At 57.7% G+C, this 21,007-nt stretch carries 18 protein-coding genes; 11 read left to right on the plus strand and 7 right to left on the minus strand.

Annotation, left to right across the window (positions count from 1 at the left end; genetic code table 11):
* Nucleotides 1–271 precede the first annotated feature (271 nt).
* The gene (locus tag ASD63_RS18650; protein ID WP_156624159.1) at nucleotides 272–760 is read left to right on the plus strand and encodes a hypothetical protein; all 489 of its coding nucleotides are present in this window, start codon (nucleotides 272–274) and stop codon (nucleotides 758–760) included.
* Here ASD63_RS18650 and ASD63_RS18655 read toward each other — a convergent pair.
* A complete protein-coding gene (locus tag ASD63_RS18655) occupies nucleotides 757–1,605 on the minus strand; it encodes a DUF4238 domain-containing protein (RefSeq protein ID WP_162253355.1) in 849 nt (282 codons plus the stop codon). The genes ASD63_RS18650 and ASD63_RS18655 overlap by 4 nt on opposite strands.
* Nucleotides 1,606–2,005: 400 nt before the next feature.
* On the opposite strand from ASD63_RS18655, the gene ASD63_RS18660 reads away from it, so the two are divergent.
* Nucleotides 2,006–2,641, plus strand: a complete 636-nt coding sequence (locus ASD63_RS18660; RefSeq protein ID WP_060529707.1) for a hypothetical protein — start codon at nucleotides 2,006–2,008, stop codon at nucleotides 2,639–2,641.
* 47 nt (nucleotides 2,642–2,688) lie between these two features.
* On the opposite strand, the gene ASD63_RS18665 is transcribed toward ASD63_RS18660, so the two are convergent.
* On the minus strand, nucleotides 2,689–3,579 hold the full coding sequence (locus tag ASD63_RS18665) for a hypothetical protein (protein WP_060529708.1): 891 nt from the start codon (nucleotides 3,577–3,579) through the stop codon (nucleotides 2,689–2,691).
* A gap of 815 nt (nucleotides 3,580–4,394) precedes the next feature.
* Between ASD63_RS18665 and ASD63_RS18670 the strand changes: the two genes are divergently transcribed.
* Together ASD63_RS18670 and ASD63_RS18675 are read left to right on the plus strand one after the other, a co-directional pair.
* Nucleotides 4,395–5,309 carry a recombinase family protein gene (locus ASD63_RS18670; RefSeq protein ID WP_060529709.1) on the plus strand — a complete coding sequence of 305 codons (915 nt, stop codon included), beginning with the start codon at nucleotides 4,395–4,397 and terminating at the stop codon, nucleotides 5,307–5,309.
* Between the two features lie 545 nt (nucleotides 5,310–5,854).
* Nucleotides 5,855–7,690, plus strand: coding sequence for a PAS domain S-box protein (locus tag ASD63_RS18675; protein ID WP_060529738.1), 1,836 nt, complete (start codon nucleotides 5,855–5,857; stop codon nucleotides 7,688–7,690).
* Nucleotides 7,691–8,893: 1,203 nt separating this feature from the next.
* Here ASD63_RS18675 and repC read toward each other — a convergent pair.
* From repC to repA, 3 genes are all read right to left on the minus strand, one after another.
* A complete protein-coding gene (gene repC / locus ASD63_RS18680) occupies nucleotides 8,894–10,108 on the minus strand; it encodes a plasmid replication protein RepC (protein ID WP_060529710.1) in 1,215 nt (404 codons plus the stop codon).
* A 212-nt stretch (nucleotides 10,109–10,320) separates the two neighbouring features.
* Nucleotides 10,321–11,337: a plasmid partitioning protein RepB gene (gene repB / locus ASD63_RS18685; RefSeq protein WP_060529711.1), complete on the minus strand. Its 1,017-nt coding sequence runs from the start codon at nucleotides 11,335–11,337 to the stop codon at nucleotides 10,321–10,323.
* Complete coding sequence (gene repA / locus ASD63_RS18690; RefSeq protein WP_113080705.1) at nucleotides 11,334–12,596, minus strand: plasmid partitioning protein RepA; 1,263 nt, start codon at nucleotides 12,594–12,596, stop codon at nucleotides 11,334–11,336. The genes repB and repA overlap by 4 nt, the downstream gene beginning before the upstream one ends.
* A 935-nt stretch (nucleotides 12,597–13,531) precedes the next feature.
* Here repA and ASD63_RS18695 point away from each other — a divergent pair.
* A complete protein-coding gene (locus ASD63_RS18695) occupies nucleotides 13,532–14,383 on the plus strand; it encodes a DUF932 domain-containing protein (RefSeq protein ID WP_060529740.1) in 852 nt (283 codons plus the stop codon).
* 220 nt (nucleotides 14,384–14,603) lie between these two features.
* Here ASD63_RS18695 and ASD63_RS18700 read toward each other — a convergent pair whose 3' ends face one another.
* Nucleotides 14,604–14,807 (minus strand): hypothetical protein, encoded by a 204-nt coding sequence (locus ASD63_RS18700; protein WP_060529712.1) that lies wholly within the window; start codon nucleotides 14,805–14,807, stop codon nucleotides 14,604–14,606.
* 451 nt (nucleotides 14,808–15,258) lie between these two features.
* On the opposite strand from ASD63_RS18700, the gene ASD63_RS18705 reads away from it, so the two are divergent.
* From ASD63_RS18705 to ASD63_RS18730, 6 genes are all read left to right on the plus strand, one after another.
* Nucleotides 15,259–15,570, plus strand: a complete 312-nt coding sequence (locus ASD63_RS18705) for a DUF736 domain-containing protein (protein ID WP_060529713.1) — start codon at nucleotides 15,259–15,261, stop codon at nucleotides 15,568–15,570.
* 207 nt (nucleotides 15,571–15,777) lie between these two features.
* The gene (locus ASD63_RS18710; RefSeq protein ID WP_051659359.1) at nucleotides 15,778–16,536 is read left to right on the plus strand and encodes a LuxR family transcriptional regulator; all 759 of its coding nucleotides are present in this window, start codon (nucleotides 15,778–15,780) and stop codon (nucleotides 16,534–16,536) included.
* A gap of 167 nt (nucleotides 16,537–16,703) precedes the next feature.
* Nucleotides 16,704–17,771, plus strand: a complete 1,068-nt coding sequence (locus ASD63_RS18715; protein ID WP_060529714.1) for a class I SAM-dependent methyltransferase — start codon at nucleotides 16,704–16,706, stop codon at nucleotides 17,769–17,771.
* 1 nt (nucleotide 17,772) lies between these two features.
* Nucleotides 17,773–19,185 carry a hypothetical protein gene (locus ASD63_RS18720; RefSeq protein ID WP_244497263.1) on the plus strand — a complete coding sequence of 471 codons (1,413 nt, stop codon included), beginning with the start codon at nucleotides 17,773–17,775 and terminating at the stop codon, nucleotides 19,183–19,185.
* A gap of 68 nt (nucleotides 19,186–19,253) precedes the next feature.
* Nucleotides 19,254–19,874, plus strand: coding sequence for a GNAT family N-acetyltransferase (locus ASD63_RS18725; protein WP_244497265.1), 621 nt, complete (start codon nucleotides 19,254–19,256; stop codon nucleotides 19,872–19,874).
* Nucleotides 19,875–20,112: 238 nt separating this feature from the next.
* Nucleotides 20,113–20,397 (plus strand): hypothetical protein, encoded by a 285-nt coding sequence (locus ASD63_RS18730; protein WP_156624162.1) that lies wholly within the window; start codon nucleotides 20,113–20,115, stop codon nucleotides 20,395–20,397.
* A 263-nt stretch (nucleotides 20,398–20,660) separates the two neighbouring features.
* Here the strand turns inward: ASD63_RS18730 and ASD63_RS34365 are convergent, their stop codons facing one another.
* Nucleotides 20,661–20,933 (minus strand): helix-turn-helix domain-containing protein, encoded by a 273-nt coding sequence (locus tag ASD63_RS34365; protein WP_082572937.1) that lies wholly within the window; start codon nucleotides 20,931–20,933, stop codon nucleotides 20,661–20,663.
* Nucleotides 20,934–21,007: the final 74 nt, after the last annotated feature.

Here is a 21,007-nt window from a genome sequence, read left to right on the forward strand (position 1 = left end):
GCCTGTCCGCGACTTAGTGAAATCGCTGTCCCGTACTTACTGAAATCGGTGTCCGCGACTTACTGAAATCCTTGTCCCGTACTTTGTGAAACCCGCAGTGTCGCAGGTGAACCTACCGCCGCGCGCGCAGTAATCGGCAGCCAGGCAAGCCAGCTCGGCCGCGTGGACGCGGGAAGACTTACCCCCGTAATAGGCGGCCCTAAATCACCTATCAAGATGTTTCGCACAGCTACGACTTGTGTTTATCTCGGCCTATGCTTCGGGGGATCTAATGAACATCAAGCGCGGCATGTTTCGCCTTTGGCTTGTTTTCAGCGTTCTATGGATCGCGAGCATGACCGTGATATGGTGGCCCGATATCCAGCGTGACACCTGGACTATTGGCGACCGGTGGTGGGAGGCCGATGCCCTGGCTAACCTACCCGTGCGCTGCGAGTACGCGCGCGGCGCCATCAACGCGGATTATCGTATCGGGGTCGCCGCTGAGCCATGGAACCAACACAGGGCACCGTCGCAGGCCTGCTGGTACAGCGAGAAGAGATTCAGAGCCCTTTGGCCGGAATACGCAGACCTCGACCATGCGTCTCTATCCAACAAGCTCTATCAGTCGTTAGGCTGGACGCCGCAGATTGAAGAAGACCGCTTCGAGAGAACGAAGAGAGCAATGTTCTTCGCCTTCATCCCTCCAATCCTTTTGCTCGCCATCGGAAGCGCTTTGTTTTGGGCGCTTTCAGGTTTCAGCCGGCCAAAGGGAACCTAACCCGCAATTGTTGCAGCCATACCGAGCTCGCCACGCCTTTCTGGCGTTCTGATAAGCGACATGTATGGCCGCTTCGACATACCACGGCGGACTTCAGCCAGGTCGGAATTGTCCCATCCGTACACGTGAAGTCTCGCTTGGCCAATTTGCTGTGCATTGCTCTCACGCGCAAGCTTGCTCGCCGGCTCCTTCAGGAACGCGTCCATCGTCGGCTTCAGGGTACAGGCAACAAACAGATGCCTCGGGGTGATCGGAAGGCAAATATGGCCATCGACACGGAGAAGGCCGCCCGTCATCACAACCGGTCTGTCAGACGTAACAAGCCTCCGCGATGCCTTGTCGGTCCTGATGACTGACCATGACATTCCGGCGATGGTTCTCATCGCGTTTTGGTTCTGAATTAGCTGTGTCCCGATCAGCAGGGCAGAACGGTTTGGGGAGTCGGGGAAATGCAGCCGAATTGCTTCTTCCGCAGTGGCCGGCTCATGCGGCTCACGAATTTTCAGGTATTTCGCCTGAAGCTCGGCATCCGGCTGGTCGAAGATGGAATTGACGCTCTCCTTCATCTTCTGAACCTCCTCCGGGTTCCGAAGGATCAGAGACAGCACAAAGCGCGCCCAATCATAACGCTCGGGCAGGCTCAGGGGTGCGCCCGCCAACATCTTGTCGCGCACTTTGGCCCCGTCGGCATCAACCTTACCAAAGAACACCCTCTCGACATTCTGCTTCGTTTCTTCGGTGGTACCAGGCAACGTATAGAGGTTGTAGACGAAGCCCGTGGGTTCGGTTCCGCGCCGCCGCGAGCGTATTTGGTTGCTCGGCGGCACCCGCCCGTATTCCTCCAACTTGTCATCGATATTTGAGCCAGGGGCGCAGGTAGAATTGCGGGATGTAGTGATGCTTCTCCTGATTTAGGAGCTTTTTCAGCTTCCGCTTTTCCTTTTTCTTCACGGCGGCTCTCAGTATTCACCCTTCTACTGGTTCAATTATACCATTCGCCCGCCTTCGCCGATGCAGACCGTCAACCGGTCGGCCCCTTTCTCCACCGCATTTTCAGCTTTTAAGCCTCAGGCCGATGATCCGCTGGGCTTATGCGTCAGTTTTCCCGGCGTTCCAGCAACTCTGTGACGCATCCTCCAGCAGCTGGAAATGGTCCGGCCCGACCCTGAGATGCAATCCCTTCATTCATCAATCTCGACGATTAATATGCTCCATGCATAATGACCTGATGTACGGGGGAATCGCATGAACTTTAAGCGCGGCTTGTTCCGGATGTGGGTGGTCCTCTCCGGTCTCTGGGCTTTGCTGGTCGGCGCATTCAGCTACGACAGCGTCGTAAGCCCGTATTTCAGTCCGCGCGCCTTTTATTTCCTCAAGAATGTCACTCCGGCCGCGGCAAAGGCAGAACTTGATAAACGCCGATCTGTTTCGTCATCCTCGTGGTCCAACTATGAGATAAGAACGCCGGAGGGATTCGTCTACACGATGCAAGGCGTAAGCTCGAAGGACGCGTATGACCGCCTTACGGTTGGGCTTGGGACGTCAATCTACGAACTAAAACCTGTTACGGTCGAGCTCTACACTGAAAAATACCGCCAGCTTGAGGAAGGCGAAAGAAACGGCCACACCCAGCAGGTTGAAATCATCGGCTTGCCGGAGGTAACCCTGTTCGCTGCGAAGGATGCCTCCGCAGAGGAGTTGAAACGCCAAGCTGCCGAAGCGTACCGGGTGGGCATCGGGGTCAAGAAGCTGGTGACAGGCATGAAGCGGAAAGGCGCTATAATGCAAGCGGCTCTATGGGGCATTCTTCCGCCTCTCGCCCTGTTTCTCTTTGGTTGGATACTTCTTTGGATTGGCCGGGGTTTCAAGAGCTCCAACTAAGCGTCTTTTGACTGCGGGGCCAAGGTCTAGGATTGACCGCGGCACTTCTAATATCCGCCATAGCCGTAACCGACGTCGGCCCATAGTGCAGCCTCCCGTGCAGCCTTAAGTTCCTCTAGTGAGACCTGGATAGGTTTGAAATCGATCCGATACATCGGTACCTGCCAACTGTTGTATAGCCATCGGAGCTGCTCCTTCTGCGCATGCTCCGAGATTAGATTGGCAGAGTGTAGGCGCTCAAGCATCGTTTGCGACAGACCGCGTCCAGTCGAATAACAATCGATCGATCCTGAAAATTCAACCCGCCCCCAAACCTCTGAAAGGATATCAAGCCCGGGACGCGTGATCGCGCCCACGTCATTCAGCGCTTTCGCAACGTGCCATATGGAAGGGCGCTGGTCCCAGAGCGCCGTTGCTGCTTCGGAAGGCTCATTCCAGGTGGGCTCGCCGTCTTCATAAGTGACTATATCGGCGTACAGTCGGCTTTCTCTGGAAAAGAGCGTCCAGTTGGGAAGAATATGTTCGCCGACCAAACCTTCGAGCCCATGTGTCTTTCGGCTATTGTCTACATACTCCTGCAACTGATCTATGGTTGTCGGGCGCCAATCCTGAGCTTCCGCATAGATGAGGCGGGGCAGGTGCTCATAGAACCATTTGAACATCGTACCGACTAAGCCGCCGCGAATGTTTGGAGGACAACGGACTATGTCGATCAGAACCAGAAGCTTGGCCAATTCCTCGGTCGCGTGGCCGACAAGGATCGCCGACGCGCGGGGGTGGGCGTCAAGTTCGTCTGCCGCCTTCAGCAGGTCATCGGCGCTCTTCAGAAGGACGGGCAAACCCTCAGCTATGACGTCGAGCTGGCGAGCTGGCGACAACTGTCCCAACAGTCGGCCACGCTTCATGCCGATATCTTCTGATTTCTTAACCTCAACCATAAGCGACCCACAGCGTGTTGTTTAAGATTGGTCATTCATGCGGACTCTCCTTGATCACCTTTTCAGCGCCAGAGATCCAGAAGAGCACGCCCGCATATACCACAATTTGCCCTGTCCCAAAGTCAGCGAAAACGGGCTCGGACTGCCGTTCAGCACAGCGGCCGCTCGAAATGCTGCGGCGGATGAAGTTCGAGGCTAAAGGCTTTCATCGATCGAAGATTGACGGTTGAATTCTACGAACCGACGAATCAGACGCGGATCAATTGGAGACGGACCGTCAAACAAACGGCGGTCGGGTCCTCGAAACCGAGGCCGCGGGTCCGATTAGGCAATAATTAACCATATGAATTAACGTGTTAAATTTCATATACCGAAGTGAACTTGGCTTATATTTCCGTCATGCCGACGGCTCCTTTCTCGCACGGTCACTATCGATAGGTTTCAGGTATGGATAGTGATGGCCCCGAAAACGCAAAGCCTCGGTCCCCGGATCAGCACGGGGAGAATCACCTGCGAGATAGAATGGACTGACCGAAGGGGCGGGTCCAGTGTGAGCACTATCCGCCTCGCATTATCTCCAGATTCTCCTTCTAATGAGTTACGACGGCTTGCGACATCGTCTGGAGCTGCCAATTGTCATGATTTCGCCCGCAGAAGCCCGCTGGAGCGCTTTCGCTATCGTTTATGATCAGCTCACCATGTTCCCTTCCATTCTGCCTCTGATGGCCTCCAATTTCCACCATAAAACACGCTTGCAACTTACCTGTTTCTCACACACTTTAACATCCTCACTGAAGTGACGGTTCGAAGGCGCGATGGCGAAGCAACAAACAGCTGATGTCCAACCCCTGCAGCGGCTAATCGGGTACGCCCGCATGTCGACGGATGACCAGGCCAGCGATACTCAGCTGGACGAGCTGCGGGGCGCCGGCTGCGATCGGATCTATCAGGAGCATGGCACCGGGGTTTCGCGCGCTCGGCCCGTCTTGACCAAATTGCTGGGCGAGCTCACCGCGGGAGACGTACTCGTCGTCGTCCGTCTCGATCGGCTAGCCCGCTCCGTGAGCCATTTGCTGCAAGTCATCCGGGATCTTGAACATCGCGGGGTGCACTTTCGGTCAATCCACGATCCGATCGATACCTCAACTCCGCAAGGCATGTTTTCCCTTGCTGTCCTCGATTCCGTCGAAAAGCTTGAGCGTTCGCTGAACGCCGAGCGAACCAAAGCGGGCATCAAGGCCGCGAAGGCTCGCGGCAGGCTGCCTGGAAACCCGGGTCTTCGAGAACGGCGGCCGGAGGCGATTGTCGCGGTTTCAAAGGCGCGCGAGAAGCTCTATCTCGATGAACTGATCGCGTCCGCACAGGCATGGCTTCCAATGGTGCAGCAACTCCGGCCTCAGCACAGCTGGGATAATGTCGTTCGCGTTCTCAACCGGCGTGGCCAGGACTGGACCGTCGAACGCCTTCGTCGCGCCGTGCATCGCATGGTCCGCGCAAAGCTCGCGGAAAATGATCTCCTCGCCCGGTCCCCGCGTCGCGCGCCCGAAGACCATTTAATGCAACTGGTGGCGGCGATCGCGATCGCCGATCCCGATCTGTCGCTTCGCGAGATTGCCGCCGAGCTGGACAAACTGGGAGAGCGGCCGAAGGGCGGCGGCAGAAAATGGATCCCCTCCTCCGTCCGCGATTTGCTGGATGAGGCCCACCGGTTCGGCCTCATCCGCCGCTGAGGCACATTCTATCAGGCGCGCGATTGCCGACATTCTGCTTAATCCTGCGACGGCGAGCCCTTGGCTGGCGTGACACACTCACTACCGAGCCCGCTTTGCTTCCTTAACCGCCATTGATCGAGTGGACGGTCTGCGCGATGCCGAACTTACAGACTAGCGCGAGCCCCCTTGCTGGGGGCAATTCCCTTGCCTCCCATCCCTCCTGATACGCCCCGGCCATACAAGGACAACGTCTGGCCTACCCAGGGCGGCGCCGTCGCCAAGCAAGTCGCCGCCAGGACAATGTCTGAGAGCGCCGACAGCCACGGCAGCGCAGGGATCATTCGTTATCCGGGCACACCCGCAGTCTGATGAATGATCATCGGTTCACGAACAGCGCCCATCTCCGTTCCAGCACGAAAGCGCGGGGTACGGTCCATGCCGTTCCAGGCGCGGATCTGATCCGAAACGTAATCAAAGTGACCAGCAGGTTCCCTCGCTTTGCTTGTTGACCCAACCGTCTCAAAAGGTTGTAGTGCACGCCCATATCGGTGAGGAGTTTGGCCCTGAAGAGCAGCAACGATTTTACAGCAGCTGGGGCCATTGAGCGCCTGATCGAAACCTACAACTGGGAGGCCAGCCCTCTCGGCCCCAGGGTGCGTTGGCCAAACTGTCTCAGCGCCTCAATGGATATTCTGCTGCCGGCGCGGGCCCAGATCGTGCTGTTTTGGGGCGAAGAATTCGTCGCCCTTTACAACGAAGCTTATGCGCCCACCATCGGTGACAAGCACCCTCGCGCATTTGGACGTCCTGCCCGAGAAAACTGGGGTGAACTCTGGAGTGATCTCGAGCCCCTGCTTCGACGTGTCCTCGACGGCGGGCAGACCGTCTTTGCGAAGGACCGTCCCTTCTACATCGAACGCCACGGCTACCCGGAAACAGTCCACTTCGACATCTCCTATTCTCCCGTCCGCGACGAGGAACGCCGTGTTCGTGGGGTTCTTTGCATCGTCAACGAAACAACGGACCGGGTAAAATTCGAGAGTGCATTGCAGGCGAGCGAAGAGCGACTAAGGGCGATTTTTTCGCAGTCCGCAGCAGGGATCGTTCAGACAGACCTCACGGGCCGCTTTCTCCTGGTCAACAACCGCTTCTGCGAGATCCTCGGCTATAGCGAAAGCGAGCTCTTATCGATGCGAATGCGGGATATCTGTATTGCCGGTGATATCGACGAGGCAGACCGGCTCTTTCAAACGGTGGCTGAACGCGGCCAGAGTTTCGAGATGGAGAACCGTCTTCGGCGAAAAGATGGCAATTTGGTCTGGGTGGCGAGCTCGGTTGCGGCGCTTCGCGACAAAGATGGCGGTTTCCAGCAAGCGACCGCCATCATCGTCGACATTACCGAACGCAAGCGCGCTCAGGACGTCGAGCGTCGCCTGGCCGCGATCATCGCTTCGTCCAACGATGCCATCCTTGGCATAGACCTTGGCATGAAAATCACGAGTTGGAACACTGGCGCCGAACGGCTCTATGGATATACCGCTGACGAGGTCATTGGCCGATCCGTCCTGGTCTTGGTTCCTGAGGACCGCCAGGGTGAGGAGCCTGCAATCTTGCGTCAGGTCAGCGCCGGCCTGAAGGTCGAGCCCTACGAAACGGCAAGGCTTCACAAGGACGGTCGAAGCGTCCCTGTCCTCCTCAGCGTTTCACCGATCTATGACGCCTATGGCGTGATCGTCGGCGCATCGAAAATCGCGCATGACATCTCGGCCCGAAAAGACGCAGAACGCCTACAGAGCGTCCTCGTCGGTGAACTGAACCATCGGGTGAAGAACCTTTTTGCGACTGTCCTTGCGATCTCGCGCCAGACGCTTGGCCACGGCCAAATAGATGCCGCGGACGTGCGCTCATTCGAGGCGCGGCTATCTTCCATGGCACGCGCTCATGATCTTTTGACCCACGGGACATGGGAGCAGGCCGAGCTACGGGCGATCGTCGAACAGTCCATTTCACCCTATTCTCCGGATCGATTTGCGGTCACCGGCCCTTCAATCCAGGTCCCTCAAAGGGCGGTCGTGTCGATCTGCCTGGCGCTTCATGAGCTCGCCACGAATGCAGCCAAATACGGCGCACTTGCGGTCGACCAGGGCCGCGTCTCGATCGCTTGGACAGTACAAACCGGAACCGGCTCTCCCGCCAGACTGGTCCTGCGATGGGAGGAAACCGGAGGGCCGCCTGTGACCCCACCGACCCACAGAGGTTTTGGATCCCGGCTCATTGAGAACCTTTTGGCCGCCGAACTCAATGGCACGGTCAAAATTACCTATGACCCAAAGGGCGTCGTATGCGAGGTCGATGCCAATCTTCTTAGCGAATGGGACCAGCAGCCAAACTCTCATTGAACTCGAAGCGTGAGGTGCATTCCATGATCGTCGATCGGGTGCGCGATCGCATTAATCCCCGAGCCGACCTCTTTTTCCCTGACCGCCGGTGTCATCGCCACGGGGCTAGCCGGCGATAGTTTCAGGTAGCCTTTCCAGAAGCCGCGGCGCCTTGATATAAGCCCTCATCACCTGCGCTTCCCAATGCCTTTGCACCCGCGCGCGCAGTTGTTCCCCGGTCGCTCATGCTGAAAGAAATCCAAAAAGCGGTCCCGATCTCAGCGGCGGGCTGCTGTTCGGCTTAAAGGTGGACTACCGTTCCCATTTGCGCCGACACGCAATGTTCTGCGGCAGGAGACTGCACAACGCGCCGAGTGTTTCGCCAGAGACGGCCTTACAACTAGGCTCCCAGTGACCAGCTCAAACCATGGAACCATAAAATCCAAAACCCTGACAGCTGTCAGGGTTTGATGGAAATCACCCGGCAGACCGTGTAGGGGAGCGCATTAAGTCGATCGCCCCGCGCTTGCTGTCTGAAGCACAATGCGTACGGCTTCTTCGTCATGGTTGGAAGGCTCGCTATTCAAAAACCCTGACAGCTGTCAGGGTTTCTCGTCCGGCAGTCTGATCAACCCATTCAACCGCAGCCCGCTTCATCCACGACGTCAATCAATCGACGGCACCGCAATGGAATGCTTCACGTCGTGCAAAGAAACAATCTTCAAGTGAACAGGCCCATTAACGCCGGTCGGGTTTGCCGGCAACCCTAAGCTCAGCTCTCGCTTCCGCCCTGCCGTGAACCGTAACGATACTTCATCGTCCCGCTCGCTGCCCAGACGAAACCCGCCAATGGACCGAGCGGGACCGGGCTTCTGTTCAGCGGATGCTTGCGATCTGTGTTTCGACATCTGGACGCATGAGATCGATAGCCAGCTCAGTGAAAGGGAAGGCTGGGCGAATGACCAATGATGCCACGCTTTTCACCTTAGGCACGATCAGCCGACATGGAGCGGGAACTCCGCAATTTCCAGGGTCGAACGAGCCAATTAAGTGACAGACCTGATCTCACGAGGCTGGAATTGCCGCCCTTCTGAGATCGAACCCCACCATTCCGAGGGAGAATCCATTTCTCGTCAGCAGCCCGCTTCCATTTCGGGAGAGATCAGCCTCGTTTCGCGGACCGGTTTCGATCTACAGCGAGAGAGATGGTAGTCGGCTGTAAGTTCATCCAACGCGCCGATCCGAGCCTCCATTTGCCCTCAACAAAGCCATCAGCATCGGCCCGAGGGAGAATTCGCCGCGCCGTGCCTTTGTCGTCAGATCGCGCAGGTAACCTCCGGCCGAATTGATGTGTCCTGCCCGCTCAAGGATACAAGCGACCGCAACGGCAGCATTTTCAGGCCCCATCACATCGCAAGCATCCTGATAGGCGTTCGGGTTTACCCCCAACATCGAACGGACCACGACCGCCGCGGACATCAGGTCACGCCAGCTCGATACGGCTCCTTCCTGGGCGTACAGTGCGATCTCCGGGCAGGCTCGCATCACCATGCTGAGCGGAAAAGCCTTGATCGGCTCGTTCACCAACCGCTTTGTTGGTTCGGATTCTGCCTCCAGCTGCTGTCCAGAGCCAGGTTCAAGTTCATATAAGGATTCGGTATGTGAATTCTGTATGTGGCGCTCATTTTGAGCATCATTGCTGCTCAAACTTTCCGAATTATCCAAAATATCCAACTGATTGACGATCTCCGAGCAAAGCAGTTCCATCTCGTCGAGGATCGGTGTCAGGTCATGGATGGTTGGGGATCGCGGTATCCGGGCAACGAGAGCCTGATATATATCTTCGATCTTTCTCCAATCGCCGCTCGCACCTTCTTCAATTGCTGCAGAGATGAGCTTGCGGGCGTCGCGTCTACGGATCGTGAGCGCTTCTTTGGTTTTCCGAAGCAAGGCGTGCTCGGCAGCCACCTGCTGCGCCAGCTGCGCAAGTTCCTCCGATCGGGCGAGAAGTGGGGAAAGATCGAAACCAAAAGCATCCTGAACGTCGCCAGCCCTGTCCTTGCGGGCGTAGCGCTTCCCGTTTGCACTGTCTTTGCGATTGATCAATCCGGCATCAACAAGCGCTGCCAGGTGCCGTCGCAGCGTCGCGCCGGCAATACCGTGCGCACGCACCGACAGTTGGGCATTCGACGGAAAAACGATGAGAGAATCTCCCTGCCGGAGATAAGTCTCGGGATAGAAGCTCAAAAGCGCGTCAAGGACGGCAAGAGAACGATCCTGTAGCCCAAGATGCGCCCTGGCTTCACAGGCATCCCGGAACACTTTCCATTTGTCGGCCGATTTGTTCGGCCGGATCTCGATCGACGCTTTTTGTCGCTTTAACAGCGCAAGCGTCATCGGCCGCCGCCCAAAAGGCGTCGTCACACTTCCACTTTGCATCTTCCTTCACCCTTCAGAAGGCAAAAGATGTCCGCTCACCCAATTCGGTGCCAAAAACTCTTGACTGGGATTCGTGGAAATGCGATTCTCAGATTGTCCAGATATGAGAGAGGCTTCCACGACGGCAACGTTAAGGGGGCCTTTTTCTTTTGCGGTATTCCTTTCCGTATTTTCCTTGTCGAATAGACCAGCTGACAGCTTGTCTATAACGTCTAGCTTTGACGCTCACGCGAGAAGCGTTCGATGAGAGCCGGCAATTCGTCGCCGACGAACTTCACGAAGTCCTGACCGAGCGGGCCATCCGCAGAAATCCGAAGCTCCTTGGTCGAAATTTTCCAAGAGCCGAGCTTCGATCCTGCATGGTCCAGAAGTTCACGACTGTCCTCCCGCGGCGGGCTCGAGGGCTTTATTGCCTCGAAAGCACGCTGGAAGCGTTGATCCGATAGGGAGCCGGCTTCACGTGCATGCGAGAGCACCTGCCGCACCACCCCAAGCGATCCAGGATCGCTCGCTATCGTTCTTGCAAACTCTATCCAGCGCGGCCGACCCACTTTGGGGGCACGTCCAATCGCTTCGATCACGTCTGCCGGGATCGTTCGATAAACGCCGCGCATTCGAGCAAGTTCTGCGTCCGCAATCGACAGTGCCGCATAGATGTTGCGGGCCTTGATGCCGGCGTCATCCATCCGCGATGCAAACAATGTGCGCTCAATCCAGGTCAGATCTTGCCGGCTCGCGTTCTCGATGCCTTGTGCGACGACGAGATCGAGATCGGAGATGTCGACCTCAAGCGCGCGAACGCCTCGCCCAAGTTCCTTGGCAGCACGCCAACGCCGGTGACCGTAGACAATCTGGTAGCGCCCTGCAGACGAGGGATGCTGCCGAACCTGGATGGGAACCTTTTGGCCCTCGGCCTCGATCGAGCGTTTGAACGTCTCGAAATCGCTGCCGTCATCATCCGACAATCGGTCCGGGTAGGGGGAAGGATCGATCAGCGCAGGATCGAGCTCAAGGACTGTTCCGCCGCCGGCTTCGACGATGGCCTTTAAACGGTCCCGCTCTGCCCTGATGTCATCGATCGCGCGATGCGCTGCGCCGACAACGCCAGCCCCGACGCGCGGCGACGGGGCTGGTGGCGCAGGTTGCGGATCGTCCGCGAGCTTGTTCTCCAGTTCTTGCGACAGCAGACCGAAGCTCGCGACAATTGACTTGCGAGATGACTTGCTCATGTCCGCCCCCAGCTATCGTTGATAAGGCGGATAATCGCCTCATTGACCGAGTCGACGGCTTCACGGGCGCGCTTATGCGTGTCACGACCAATCTGGCCCATTTCGAGCTCGTAAATCGAGCGCTTGGCGAGGCCCGCGGCTTCGACGGCCGTGCTTTCGATGGCGGTCGGCAAGAGGACGTCTGTCCCGAACATATGTCGCAACATCGCAACGACCTGCGATTGCGGTGCATCATTCGGGTCATGCCGTGTCACGAGATATCGGATGAAATCCTGGTCGAGCTGGGCGCCGCTTTCATTCAAGACGCTGATCAGATCGCCCATCATCAGCAAGAACTGGCTCATGGACGCCACGTCCAGCATCGCAGGATGGACCGTGATGACCATACTGGTTGCCGCATAGATCGCGCTTAAGGTCAGGAAGCCAAGGGAGGGCGGGGTGTCCAGGATGACGACGTCGTAGTCGTCTTCGACGTCTGCCAAGGCAAGCTTCAGGCGCTCGAAAAAGATCGCGCCAGAGCTCGACTTGTTTGCCAGAACACGAGGCGTTTCGTGCTCGTATTCCATGACTTCAAGGTTGCCCGGAACGAGATCGACGCCATCGAAATAGGTTTTGCGAATGATGTCCTTGATCGGTCGCCGCTCGGCGTCATCGTAGCGAAGCGCTGCGTAGATCGTTTCGTTCGCACCGACATCGATTTCCGGCTGCGCACCGAACATTGCAGACAGCGATGCCTGGGGGTCAAGATCGAGTGTGAGGACGCGATAACCATGGAGGGCAAGGTAATGCGCCAGATGAACACACGTGGTGGTCTTGGCACTGCCGCCCTTGAAGTTCGCGATCGCCAGCACCTGGAGGTGCTCACCCGGTCGGCGGCGAGGCAGGAAGCGGAGTGCTTCCGCAGGCTTCTGCTTGGCAAACAGCTCTCGCAGTTCGTTGATCTGTGCGAGCGTGTAGACGCGATGGTTGTTCTCAAGGCGGCCCGGCGTCGGCCCGCGCCCTTCCGATGACATCAGCTTCAGGGTCGAATCCGGTATGGACGTCAGCTTCGAGACTTCGTTCGTCAGAAACGACCTCAAGGCCTTTTCTGACCTCGGCGGGTACATCCGTGTCCGCAGTTGCTGCAGCTGGTTCGACAAAAGACCGGCGTGCCGCAAGATCTTCGCGGCTGCGTCTTCCTTGAGTTGAACGTCATTTTCTGCGCGTTGAGCTATCGCCATTTTTCCCTCTTGGCGGTCAAAGACCGGTTTGACGGCCATTATCCGCCAAGAGATAGAACACGATTCTCCTGAACCGTCCAGAATTATAGGGTTAACAAAGCTTTAACGTCGATTGTGACGACTCGGTGATCAAACCGGCGCTACTCGTTGGAATCGCGTGTGTTTTTCCCAAACGCAACGCTCCCGGCGGCTGAAATTGCGCACACATTTGTTAAGCTCGACGCCGTCAGTTGCAGGGCAATCACCGTTGCGTTGTCCCCCTGTCACCCGAATCAGTGTCGGCAATGCGACAGGAATTATCAACGCAAGCTGCCTACAGCCTGTGCCTGTGTCTGTGTCTGTGCATGTGCATGTGATTGCCCGATCGGGAGAGACGATCTTCCCCGCCAAACCTCACCCCCTGGACTAAATGCAACGAAATCTCGGGAGCGTTTTCACCCTCGAACCGTTTCCAGTCTTAGCCTTCTCCGGCGTTCGTCGGTGCTTGGTCGGACGCAGCTATTGTCCCCGAGTTTCAGCAACGCGCGTCAAAGGAAGCATTTTGCCCGCACGCGTGAATGCTCGAGAGTGCGCTGCCAACGCGAGGGCTTCACGTGCCTGATAGGTGGAACGCTACGGTCGGGGGCAGTCGGTCCCGCTTCCCCTTCGGGCCACTATGTTGAAGCTCCTGCGGCGGCCCTTTTCCCGCCCTTCGCGTGACGCGAATTCCCGCTTTCCCGCTGAAGCGGCGCTATGCTGAAAGCTCCGATACGCTTCATTGTTGGTTGACCGATCGACCCCGATCGGTCGAGTGGGCCGAGGGTCTTTGCCCCTTCTCTCCCCTAAACAGTCTTTCGCCCACCTTCCTTCGCTTGCGCTTTCGTGCAGGCGGTTCCCCGCAAAGACTGTTTTCCCCTCCGTCCCCACCGCTCGCGCGGCCCCGGGAAGCAGCACGCGGCCCTGCTTCGCGGTCCAAGGGAAAAGGAGAAATGACAATGAGCATTTACGCCAAAACTGCCCGATTTGACACCGGTCGAGCTCTCACCGAGGACGAGATGCGTGGCTTTGCACCTTCGATTTTTGCCACCTCAGCGCACGAGAGCCGCTCCGAGCGCTTCAAGCCAATCCCGACAATCGAGATTTTGCGCGGTCTCGCAAAAGAAGGGTTCATGCCGGTCGGAGCCCGCCAGTCGATTAGCCGCACCGAAGGAAAGGCGAATTTTACAAAGCACCTCATCCGGCTTCGCCGCCTCGATGATGGCAATATCTACCACGTCGGTGATACCGTCTGCGAAATCCTGCTCAAAAATGCAAATGACGGAATGAGTGCATACGAATTGCTCGCAGGGCTTTTCCGCGTGTGCTGCCTCAACTCGCTCGTTGCGCAAACGGGAACGATCGACGCGATCAAAGTCCGACACTCCGGTGATGTTCAAGGCAAGGTGATCGAGGGCACCTATCGCGTCCTTGGGGAGGCGGAGCGCACTCTGGCGGCGCCGCAGGACTGGTCAGGCTTAAGAGTGGGGCGTGAGGCAAGGGAAGTCCTGGCCGAGGCTGCACACCTCGTTCGTTTTGGCGACGCGGAAGGGTCGGTAACGAACCCGATCAAACCGGAGCAATTGCTGGTGCCACGCCGCATCGAGGACAGGGCAGAAGACCTTTGGACCGTGTGGAATGTCGTTCAGGAGAACAGCGTTAAAGGTGGATTGCGTGGCGTAAGGCGTGATGAATTCGGCAGAGCGCGCCGATCGACGTCTCGACCGATTAACGGCATCGATCAGGACATCAAGCTCAACAAGGCTCTTTGGCTCATTGGTGAGAGAATGGCCGCATTGCTCCGCCGCTGACCTTCTCGGCCGATCGATTTCCTCGCGTCCGGTATGCATCTGGACGCGAGGCGATCGCGTGCCTTGAGGGGCGCCCCAAAGCCCCGCCCCTCAAACTCCCCTGCCCACCCGGAAGACGCCAGCGCGAAGGACGCTCGCGTCGACCTGGACAGTTTGCCTGGTCGGTCTGGCACTGGATGTGCAGCAGCGCTGGATTGGGACAAGCGCCCATGGGCATCCATCAGGCAACTGAAGGACGCTCGCTCTGACGTTGAGCGACGACATCGGTCGCCGCGGACGGGCCCTGTTCTGCCGAATTGGCTGCAATGGGTTCGTCGATCACGCGCAGGTCCATTTTTCCCCAGATCGACGCCTTTTGCGCCTTGTTCTGCGGCTTTCTGGACGGCTTGATTTCAACGATGAACGGTCTTGGCTGCTGGCGCAAGTCTCCTCCACTGGTCGGGTCGCGATCAAACGAATTCGCGCGACGGGATTGGCAGCTGTGCCTTGATCGAGGATGGAGACAGCAACGGCCAAAGTCGGTTCCGGCGCCATTCGCAGGTTGTGGACGACCGCCGAACGTTTTGATCGGTGCTGGCCTGCTTCGTTGCGATGGAGATGTTTCTTCCGTGCCTCGGGCCGCTCCCTGCGCGGGCTCGATGGGGCGTGTCTGACCGGAAAACGGCTGATGCCTCGATCGTCCGCCCGCAACGGCAGGCCCACTTTTCTTGCCCCTGGCGGCTCAGGCCGCCATTCCCCGCCAACCAACAAAAGTGTCCCTTGCCGTCCTCCATTTCATTGCGGCCCAATGGGTGCGGTCCGATCGTCCCCGGTCCTTTCGACAGCCATCGAGGCCGCGAAGGGCGCGGCCCGAAACCACAGAAAGGAACTTCGACATGGCAACCATCGGCACTTTCACCTCCACTGAAAATGGCTTCAACGGCTCGATCCGCACCCTGGCCCTCAACGTCAAGGCTCGCATCGCCCGGATCGAATCTCCCTCCGACAAGGGCCCCCACTTCCGCATCTATGCCGGCAACGTCGAGTTCGGGGCGGCCTGGCAGAAGAGCTCCGAGCAGACCGGTAAAGACTACCTCTCGGTCAAGCTCGATGATCCCAGCTTTCCTGCTCCGATCTACGCGACACTTGCGGGGGTCGAAGGTGAAGATGGCTACCAGCTGATCTGGTCGCGCTCTATCCGGGACTAACAAGCAGCAGGCCCCGCCGCCAGGCGGGGCCTCTCTTTCAACGCCGGGAGCCGACAATGACCATCGAACACTGATTAAGCCACGCGGGCCGAAATCAGGAACGCGCGCTGCTTCCTGGCGTCGTTTGGTCCATTGGTGAATCCTGCAATTTCGCGGTCGAAATACGACCGCTATGATCCAGATTTCCGATCTGAAGCGCAGCATGAAATGACCGGCAGACGAAGTCTTTCTCCCCTATTCGACCACCGCAGATTGTCTTCTTGCTTGAGAACGCTGCGGACAGTGAACCACCGTGAGGACCTCCACCCCGCACTTCGCGAACTTTGCGTGCAATACAATGTGGCGCACATGACGTTTCTGGTGGTCCGTGCCGCAGGCGGCTCGAGTGCCTACCCCTATTACGCCACGACCTATCCAGATACGTGGGCGGCGAGATATATTGATAACGGCTATCTCGACATAGACCCGGTGATCGACGTCATGCGGTGGGGGCTTCTTCCGGTAGATTGGTCGTCCCTTGACCGGCGTTCAGGTCGGGCCCGCCGATTGTTTCAGGAGGCGCGGTGCTATGGGATCGGCTCACAAGGGTTGACGGTTCCAGTTCGAGGCTCGAATGGCGAACGTAGTCTCTTCTCAGTGACTTCCAGGCTCCCTAGGCGAGAATGGTCGCGACTACGCGATTCAAGCATCCACGAACTGCAAATTCTATCTCACTATCTCCATGAGACGGTGTTTGAGGTTGTCGGCTATCGCAAGTTCGACCGCATTCGAAAACTATCCGGGCGCGAGAGCCAGTGTCTGCGGCTGCTCGCGATGGGTCGGATCTCCAAACAGATAGCTGCGGATCTCGGAATCTCTGAGAATTCCGTCAAATTGTACCTTCGCTCCGCGAGGCTGAAACTAGGCGCTGTGACCAGCTATCAGGCTGTTGCCCGGGCAAGCTTCCTCGAGTTGATCAGGTTCTGAACGATCCAACCTGCCCAAGCGCCGCAATTTTCGCCAATCTGGCCTACCGATTTCGGTAGATTGGCTATCCCCTCGGTCGGGTTCACAAATGCACCAGAACTTACCTGCGGTTGCGGTGCTGACCGACTAAGGTCGACTTGCACCGACCGCTGTAACGGGAGATGGTCATGGTGGATCGGACAACGATTGATCACTGGCGCAGTGCGCCCAGGCTAACGGCGTTTGCAGGGTTCTTTGAAAGAACCGCACGCGGTGAGTCCGGAGCTCCGGACCTTGCTCAACCAAAAATTGATCTGAGCCTCCTCGACTTTGACCTGGAGGCTGCGGTCTTTTCGGATACGCACCGGCGTCTTTGGGGGCACTTCGATAGCCACTACTTCGCCAGCATTCCCTATCGGCTTGAGGAGGAAGCTCGCCTGGGAGCGGCGATCCTCGCCTTTGCCTTGCGGGCCTGGAGCCGAAGCGCTTCGCCGGCGACAATATACACGCTTGGGACAGGAACCGGATGCCTTGCGCGCGCACTTGCAACGCTCGGCAATGGGCGGATCGAAGCTCTCTGCTGCAGCCCTACTGCCGCCAATCGGGTGTCATTCGTTGCAAAGCGGGGAAGCGACCATGCGCACTTCTTCCATGGTCCATTCTTTGATCTTACCAACGACAGATACCTCTCAGATCCAGAGCTTTTTCCTTTTCAGGCCGGATTCGACGTGCTCTTGGAGGACACGACTTTCCAGATGTACGACCGTGACCGGATAAAGCAGTTGGACTTCGTCGTTCCCCGCATTCGCCCGGGCGGCATCCTCGTGCAGGTCCAGAAGCTCGCGCATGAGGACCCTGACACCTACGAGGAACGAGAACGCCAAAAGGACGAGCTCTTCAAAACTCGCTACTTCTCGGCCGGCGACATCTCCAAGAAGAAGGATGAAGTTCTCAACACGATGACGGGTCTTCAGGTTGATCTGGCGACGACGGCAGCTGCTCTCGGGACCTTTTTTCGCTATTCGGTGGTAACTTGGAACAGCGGGAATTTCTACACAATCGTGTCGTCCAATTCGCGCACCGCCACGTTAGAGCTGGTTTCCTTGATGCTGAAGCCGGCGATCCCGCCGGGCTACTGTTACGAGCGTTTGCCGGTCATACTCGTCGATACGGAAGCTGAACCGTTGGCGCCTGAGCTCAGCTGGCGCTGCGCGAACACCATGGCGCCACTCGCGCCGAGGCGGCAGGCCTTCTGAAATGGCCGCTTCTCTTGCCGACGGAAAACTTTGCAGCGCTGGCGACGTGCGCCATGCCATGACCCATCTCATGCCGTCTATGGCCCCATGCTGGGAACGTCCACTGGAGGAATACGCGGCGACAGTCTTCGATGCCGTCAAGGGTCAGGCAGCGTGTTCGGTACGCCTCCATGCCATGGAACTGTTGTGCCGATGCGTCGAGCGGGCGGCGCGCAGATCCGGTTTCGCGGACGAGGAAGCCCGAAGGGCTAGCCACCAGTTGATGTCCGCGCCGGTTCTTCAGACGGGTCCGCACTGCTTGTTGCTGCCGGAACCCGTCGCGCTCTATACGCATTTGTTCAGCCTGATGGGTCTCGAAGCGCACCGGCTTGAGTGGTACATCACCTATCATGCCTCGACGGTCAGTTTCGCGGAAAAGGCAAAGAAGGGCCCCGGCTGGCTCTGGCTCGAGGGTGAAGCGCTCAATGTCTTCGGATTGCCGCGAAGGCGGATGGATTCATCCAGCGTCTGCGGTTTGAGCGGACCATACCGATTTGCGCTGTCGAACGCTCACGGCCAATCGGTGCCGAACGCCGCCGCCGCTCACCTCCTCTCCGAGCTTCCTTCAGGTGAATTTGCTTCTGCTGCCGACGCGATCAGGGACGCCAATCAGATGTTGTGGCGCCGCAAGCTGTCTTCTTCCGTCAAGCTGCTTCAGCTTGACGATCTCGACATAGCAGACCTGGTTGCAGATCACCTCGAAGACCCCGCATCGTGGCTGTCGGCAGGCTTTATCAGAAATCGTGCGGTTGCCGAGAGTGTCCTGGACACGATCGATCAACTGAACTCTGGCCCCTGGAAGGGATGGCTCCGCCGAACAACAGATTTCTTCTGGGGTACTGACAAAGGCAGAATTGTTCCCCTTCGTCTCCGGGACAACGTGCTGGCAACGAAAAACCGGCCGGACTTCGAAGTCCAGTTCCGACCGGAAAGTCTCGTGGCGGCGCTTCGGCACCGCGTGCTGGTGCCAAGTCTCTTCATGGTGTTCCTGGTGACTTCCATCATGCCCGGCGTGCGCGTTCTCGGTGGATGTCGCCAGGTCATTTACTACCCACTCATGCGCTACCTTGCCGCCAAAGCGTTTGCGCGATCGGGCGAGTTGGAACTTTGGGAAGAAGACATGCGTCGCGATCGTCTGCCGGGAGTTTGGGGACACCGCGTCTTGAAACGGGATGGCGCTGACCCGTTGGGCAAGATCCGGCTTTTGGATAGTGCGGCGGCACTTCTTTCGCGATACCGGAAGATGCCCTTAGTCCAGACGGCCGGTGATCTCGCGAGTTTCACGAGCGACCCGCTCTGGGCAGACCTGTTGGCGAATACGGAACGTGGGATCATCAACTCGGCATCCACCGAATGGCAGTGGTCGGGTCTATAAAAGCAGAGGGATGCGGGAGGCTGGTCGCCGAGACCAGGTTTATCGTTCAGAGAGACACATGCATGAGCATGTCACGACGAACCGGTGATTTTAAGGAGGCCAATGTGCCGATTGAAAACGGATTGGTCGTCAGACGCCTGTGCGTCAAGGACGTGGATGTGTTTCGGCGCCTGCGCCTGGAGGCGCTTTCGCATGAGCCTTTCTCCTACGCCAGTGTTTTTGGAGACTGGGCCAATCTCTCCGATCGTCAATGGCGTCAACATCTAAACCAGCCGGTGTTTGTCGCGTTTCTGGATGGAGAACCTGTGGGCATGATGGGGCTGAGGTTTGAGAATGCGCGGAAAATGGCCCACCGCGCGAAGCTTGTCAGCGTCTATGTTCGAAAGTGCAAGCGCGGTAGCGGGGTTGCGGCAAATCTCTTGCGAGAGGTGGCAGATCACGCGCAGGCTCACGGAATTCTTCAGCTCGAGCTTGCGGTGAACGCGGAGAATTCGGAGGCAATCCGCTTCTATGAGCGCCAGGGTTTCATGGCGGTTGGCCGCATTCCCGACGGCTTTATCGGCCATGGCAGCAAGCACGATGAGTTGATTATGGTTCTTCGGTTGGCGCCGCCGTTTGGTCCCGGCGAGATTTTTATCCGAACCGTACCGGAATCGCAGAAACAGACCTTCCCTTCGTCCGTTCGGTAGCTTCTCCTAATAGTCGCTACAGCGCGTCCATCGAGCCATATGGATGCGATCCTCGCCTCGCCTCAAAAGGCGGGGCTTCTTTTTGACCGCAAACAACGTCGCAAAAGACCAGCCGAGGTGGGGGATCGTGCGAGATCAGAAGGACGCTCCCACTGCCTCATGATGCTGAAAAAGGAAAAACCGACGTGCGAGACAGATCCGCAGGTTGGATGCATTGCTTATGAATTCTCGGGTTCCCATATTTCAATCAACCGCATTTGTTTCCGAACTGATCAGAGCTGCCAATGAGGTCGAGAAGCTAACGCCCTCCGAAGTAAGCCGGCTCCTCGCGGTCGCTACGATCCGTGATATGCGCGAGCAAGCCGGCGTTGCGGGCAACAGGCGCACAAACGATGTGGTGATCAATTTGGGTATCGCATCTGCCCGCGTCGGAGATTTATCCATCGAGGACATCAAGGATACCCTGATCGATGCAGCGGACGTCATTCGGGCGCTACGCATCATCCTCGTTGAAAGGGAATGAGGCCGAGCAGAGTTAGTCTACCGCACGTCGCAGGGAGGTGACCGGGTGGGATATGATTGGTCTGGCGCGCGAGGGCGTCGCATGAAGTTGGCGCGCTTCAGTGCCGCGGTTACGCTCGCGGCGCTCCTAGTCGGTACAAGTCGTGGACAGGGCACGCGATAGTGCGCGTCAGAGATCAGCTTGTGCTGATTGAATAGCGTAGGTCGCCTTGCGCTGGAAGGCGCCTTGGATGGCTAGTAACGAATCCCTAGCAAGCGAGCGTTTCACGATATCGGCTTTTCAAAGCGAACTCCGACGCCACCACCATTTTCTCGGATAAACTTTATCCCGGATGCCTCCAGGGCTACGCGAATGGCTTTCAAATTTGCACTCGTGAGCGACGGAACCCCATCCTCAGTTTCCGCGCGACTTACCGTTGCAACACCAATCCCGGCTGCCTTCGCAAGATCCTTTGCGCTCCATCGGATCAATGCGCGGGCCGCGCGAATTTGCGCGCCGGTGATTTCATTGTAATCATCTGATTTCGAATTGATCAATCGAATCTCGTGTGCTACCTAGACGTTACTTGAAACTGCAGTTCGCTATCGAAAGGCGGTATCAAGCGAACTGC

Source organism: Ensifer sp. Root558 (assembly GCF_001427045.1).
GTDB lineage: Bacteria > Pseudomonadota > Alphaproteobacteria > Rhizobiales > Rhizobiaceae > Ensifer > Ensifer adhaerens.